Below are 650 nucleotides of genomic sequence, written 5' to 3'. Positions count from 1 at the left end.
CGCACCGTGCGCGCGTGCGACGGGCAGCAACGCGCCCACGTCGGCATCGGACACCCCGACCACCCGCACACCGGGCGCCACCGGCACCGGCCCCGCGCCGAGGACCACGACCCGCACGTCGGCGGGTCCGGCCGTGGCGAGCACCCGGTCGCTGGCGAAGAAGCTCAGGTCGGCCGAGTCGGGCGCCGGGTCGGTGGGCACCGACACCCGCGGCCGGTCCAGGTCGGCGTAGTCCTTCCGCACCGGCACCCACTCCAGGTCCGCGGCCGTGTGCGCCGGTCCTGCGGCGAAGACGTCGGCCCACCGGCTGCGGATCACCCGCATGTGCCGCTTCCAGATGGGCAGCTTGTCGTGGCCGACGTGGTTGAACGTGGTGCCCTCGAAGTGGCGCATCGCCACCGACCCGACGTAGCGCAGCCGCTCGCCGTCGGCGCGCAGGCGGCAGCACAGGTCGACGTCCTCGCACAGCGACACCGGGTCGAACGACTCGTCGAACCCGCCCACCCGCCGGAACGAGCTGTGCCGCACCATCAGCGCCGCGGTGGGCGCCCAGCTCTGCTCGCGGTGTTCGCGGTGCTCGGCGCGCGGGGGCTTGCCGCGCCCGACGGGGCCGATGCGGCCGTCCGCGGTCGACGCGCCGCCCGCGCACT

The 650-nt window shown here is 75.8% G+C and carries 1 pseudogene; it reads right to left on the bottom strand.

The features are described from left to right. Positions 1 to 650, bottom strand: a pseudogene (locus AB0G02_RS41330) (hypothetical protein); the annotation flags it as partial.

The sequence above is a fragment of the Actinosynnema sp. NPDC023658 genome, assembly GCF_040639995.1.
In the GTDB taxonomy this organism is placed as follows: domain Bacteria; phylum Actinomycetota; class Actinomycetes; order Mycobacteriales; family Pseudonocardiaceae; genus Actinosynnema.
The sequence above is the reverse complement of the archived record's forward strand: the minus strand, read 5'-3'. Positions and strand labels throughout refer to the sequence as shown.